4 protein-coding genes are annotated in these 3,884 nt (G+C 73.0%); 3 read left to right on the top strand and 1 reads right to left on the bottom strand.

Going from position 1 to position 3,884, the window contains the following annotated elements; translation table 11 throughout:
- The 3 genes from ABEB28_RS42535 to ABEB28_RS42525 form a co-directional block, all read left to right on the top strand.
- Positions 1–682: hypothetical protein (locus ABEB28_RS42535; RefSeq protein WP_345734001.1), on the top strand; the 682-nt coding region annotated here is incomplete at its 5' end.
- A gap of 124 nt (positions 683–806) precedes the next feature.
- Entirely contained in the window at positions 807–1,601 is a 795-nt protein-coding gene (locus ABEB28_RS42530; RefSeq protein ID WP_345734000.1) for an SAM-dependent methyltransferase, read from the top strand.
- A gap of 59 nt (positions 1,602–1,660) precedes the next feature.
- Positions 1,661–3,019, top strand: coding sequence for an EAL domain-containing protein (locus ABEB28_RS42525; RefSeq protein ID WP_345733999.1), 1,359 nt, complete (start codon positions 1,661–1,663; stop codon positions 3,017–3,019).
- 45 nt (positions 3,020–3,064) lie between these two features.
- Here ABEB28_RS42525 and ABEB28_RS42520 read toward each other — a convergent pair.
- Positions 3,065–3,884, bottom strand: an 820-nt coding sequence (locus ABEB28_RS42520) for an ATP-binding cassette domain-containing protein (protein ID WP_345733998.1), incomplete at its 5' end; no start/stop codon positions are given.

The raw sequence follows: 3,884 nt of genomic DNA, 5'->3' as shown, positions 1-3,884 counted from the left end.
CGCGCCGCCCGGCGTCGTCCGGAAAAGACCGACGGATGAACGGCGGAGCAGCCGGAACCGATGGCTGCCGGTCGGGACCTGGCCGCGGACGCTCTACGCGGCCGTGGCCGTGCTGGCGGCCGTGGCGCTGGTCAACGGCGCCCGAGCCGGCATCGACCGGTGGTCGTCCGACCAGCCGGAGCCCAACGGCACGGCCGCGGCGACGGCCGGCCCGTGCATCTCACCCGCGCAGGACAGCGTTCCGCGGCTGGTCGCGCTCCCCGGGCGGGACGGCGCGCCGACCAAGCTGCAGGCCCTCGCCTACCACCTGCAGCGCTCCGACCCGCCACGGCTGGAGATCGCCGCGACGCTGTCCGAGCCGCCACCGGCCGGAACCGTCGTCCAGATGCTGGAGCGGGCCGATCCGGCGACGGTCGACTCGACGCCGGAGCACAACCCCGGCAACGGCCGCTACTACCCCCGCCCGGTGATCCGCACGCTCGGCTCGTGCGTCTACGTCCCGGCGAACCAGATCGGCTACGCCGGTTTCGCCGGGATGCGACTTCGATACCTCGTGGTATTGCTGCCGACTCGGTTCGCTAGCAGCATCGTCGCCGACTCGCACGCCGCGGACGGCCTGTCCGATCAGGACCTGGCGCGCTACTCGATGACGCAGTTGGCGTACTTCGAGTTGCGCGTCTGAACACACCGAGAAACCGTGAGAAAACTGCAGAACCGACGTCGGTCGGAAACCTCCACCGGCCACAGTGGCCCTAAGATCGACGTCCCCAGGATCGTCACCCACCCCCTGCACCGGGAGCATGCGCGTGGATCGTCCGGATTGGGTTTCGGACACGGTTGATCCGGATCAGCCGTCGGCCGCTCGGATGTACGACTACTACCTCGGCGGCTCGCACAACTTCGCCTCCGACCGGGAGATGGCGCGCAAAGCATTGGCGCTGTTCCCGGACGGCCAACTCGCTGCCCAAGCCAACCGCGCGTTCCTCCATCGGGGCGTCCGCTACCTGCTCGACCAGGGCATCCGACAGTTCCTCGACCTCGGCTCGGGCATCCCGACCGCCGGCAACGTGCACGAGGTCGCCCCCGACGCGACCGTCGTCTACGTCGACCTGGATCCGGTCGCGGTAGCGCACAGCGAGGCGATCCTCGCCGACGTCGACCGGGCCGGGATCGTGCACGCGGACATCCGGCGCACCCAGGACGTGCTCGACGCGCCGGTCACCCAGCGCATGCTCGACTTCTCGCAGCCGATCGGCCTGCTGACGGTCGCGGTGCTGCACTTCATCGGCTCGGACGACGAGGCGGCCGACATCGTCTCGACGTTCCGGGACGCGCTGCCGACCGGGAGCGGCCTGGTTCTCGCGCACGCCACGATGGACGGTCGCGAGGAGGAGATGAAGCGGATCGAGGAGATCTACAAAGGCAGCGCAAATCCGGCGACCACCCGGAGCTACGCGCAGGTCGAGCGGTTCCTCGCCGGGTGGGACCTGGTCGAGCCCGGTCTCACCTGGGCTGTGCAGTGGAAGCCGGACTGGCCGGACGAGGCGGATCGGGATCCGTCCTGGTGCGGGAACTACGGCGCGGTCGGGTGGAAGCGGTGACCTCGGGGCCCGGCGGGTCGACATTGCCCGCCGGGTCGGCCCTGCCCATCGGACCCGCGGTGCCCGTCGGGGCTCCGACCGCTCCGGTTGCTCCGCCCGCCCCCGTCGGACAGGTCGACCACCGCTCGGTCACGGTCGCGGTGTTCGCCTGGGAGTGGGCGCGGCACTTGAGCGGCACCAGCTGGGTGCCGGACGACCGCACGGTGATCGCCGACCGGCTGCGGCGGCTCGCCGAACAGGCCGCCGACGGACTTCTCGGCCGGGCGGAGCCGTCCGCCGCCGGACGGGCGATCGGCGAGGGTGTCGTGGCGATCGGGTTCGCGGCACCGGACGCTCTCGGGCGGACGTTGCGGTTGCTGGCCGAGCGGTTCCCCGGCGACCTCGACACCGATTGGGCCGACCCACCCGACCCGGAGGCACCCGCGCGGCTGGCGGAGCTGCTGGCCGCGGTGGGCGTCGGCTTCGCCAGGGCCGCCCACGACCGCACACTCGCGCAGCAGGACGCGATCCGCAGCTCCGACCTGGTGGCTCGCCAGCGCGCCGAGCGGGCGCTCCGCGCGCAGCTCTCCGACGCCGCCCGGGCCGCGGGGGTCGCCTCGGCCGAAGCCGCCGCGGACGAAACGGCCGCGCGGGTGGGGCGGACCGGGCGTCCGCTCGACACCGGCTACCGCAGCGAACTGCCCGCCGCCCTGGAGCGCGGCGAGGTCGTGCCGTACTACCAGCCGATCGTCGGGCTCGACGACGAGCAGGTGCTGGGCTTCGAGGCGCTGGCCCGGTGGGAGCACCCGACCCGCGGCACGCTCCCACCGTCCGCGTTCCTGGCCACCGCGAGCCCCGAGCTGTTCCGGTGGCTCGGCCGCCGTGTGCGCGAGGATGCCTGCCGCGCGGCGGTCGAGTGGGAGCGCGACGCCGGCCGTCCAATGTTCGTCGGCGTCAACCTCTCCGCCGCCGAACTGCACGAACCGCGCCTGGTCGACGACGTCCGTGAGGTGCTCGACCGCACCGGCCTCGCGCCGCAGCTGCTGCACCTGGAGATCACCGAGGACGCCCTGCTGGTCGACGCCGACCTACCGGTGCTGCGCGGGTTGGCGGCGAGCGGCGTCCAGCTCACGCTCGACGACTTCGGTACCGGGCTGTCCCGGCTGGCGATGCTGCCGAGCCTGCCGGTGCACGGGTTGAAGCTGGCCGGCGCGCTGCTCGACCCGGTGCGACGGCTGCCGTTCGCGGCGGCGCAGGCCGGAGCCGAGGTGCTCGACATGGTGACCGCGCTGGCCGACCGGCTCGGTTTGACCACGACGGTCGAGGGGATCGAGAACCCCGCCGAGGCCGACCTCGCCCGCCGCCTCGGGATCCAACGGGCCCAAGGCTGGCACTACGGCCACCCTATCCCGAGGGCGGCCCTCTCAGAACGACGCTGACCGGCGAGCGCGATTCCTTATGACACCGAGGCCAAGGTCACGGCGTCATCGCGCTCGATTGCCAGCGTCGCCCTGAGAGGGCTCCAGGGCCGTGGGGGCGGCCAGTTGGCCGGTGTTCACGGCGTGCAGCAGGGCGTGCTCGGTGAGCGCGTCGCCGGACAGTTCGGAGCGGACGCGGCCGCGGTACAGGACGATGACCCGATCGCACACCTCCGCGAGCTCGGCGAGGTCGGTCGAGCACATCAGCACGACCTTCCCGGCCGCCGCGAGCCGCCGCACGATCTGCTGCATCTCGGCCTTCACCCCGACGTCGACGCCGCGCGTCGGGTCGTCGAGCAGGACGACGTCCGGCTCGGCCTCCAGCCACTTCGCGAAGACCACCTTCTGCTGGTTGCCGCCGGACAGCTGACCGACGAGGTCGTCGGGCTCGGCCTTGATCCGCAGCTCGGCGATGTGCCGCCGGGCCACCGTCCGGGCCCGTCCCGGCCGTAGCAGCCATCCTCCGCGGCGCCGCGCCAGCCACGAGACGCAGGTGACGTTCTCGGCCACGGTCTGGTCGAGCGTCAGGCCGAGCCCTTTGCGATCGCTCGGCACGAACGCCACCCGGCACCGCACCGCGTCCGCCGTCGTCCGGGGCCGGGCGCCGCCGTCGGGCAGCCGGACGTCGCCCGACGTCGGGACCGCTCGGCCCCACAACACCTCGAACACCGAGAGGTGCCCGGCGCCCTGCAGCCCGGCCAGCCCGACCACCTCGCCGGCCCGCGCGGTCAGCGAGACGTCCTCCAGCCGGTGCGGAACCGTGACCCGGTCGAGCTGCACCGACCGGCTTCCCGGGTCCGCGGCGTCGTCGTCGGCGGCGGCCGAG

Origin of the sequence: Cryptosporangium minutisporangium (assembly GCF_039536245.1) — a bacterium.
In the GTDB taxonomy this organism is placed as follows: domain Bacteria; phylum Actinomycetota; class Actinomycetes; order Mycobacteriales; family Cryptosporangiaceae; genus Cryptosporangium; species Cryptosporangium minutisporangium.
Note: the sequence above shows the minus strand (reverse complement) of the source record. Positions and strands in the feature narration are given on the sequence as shown.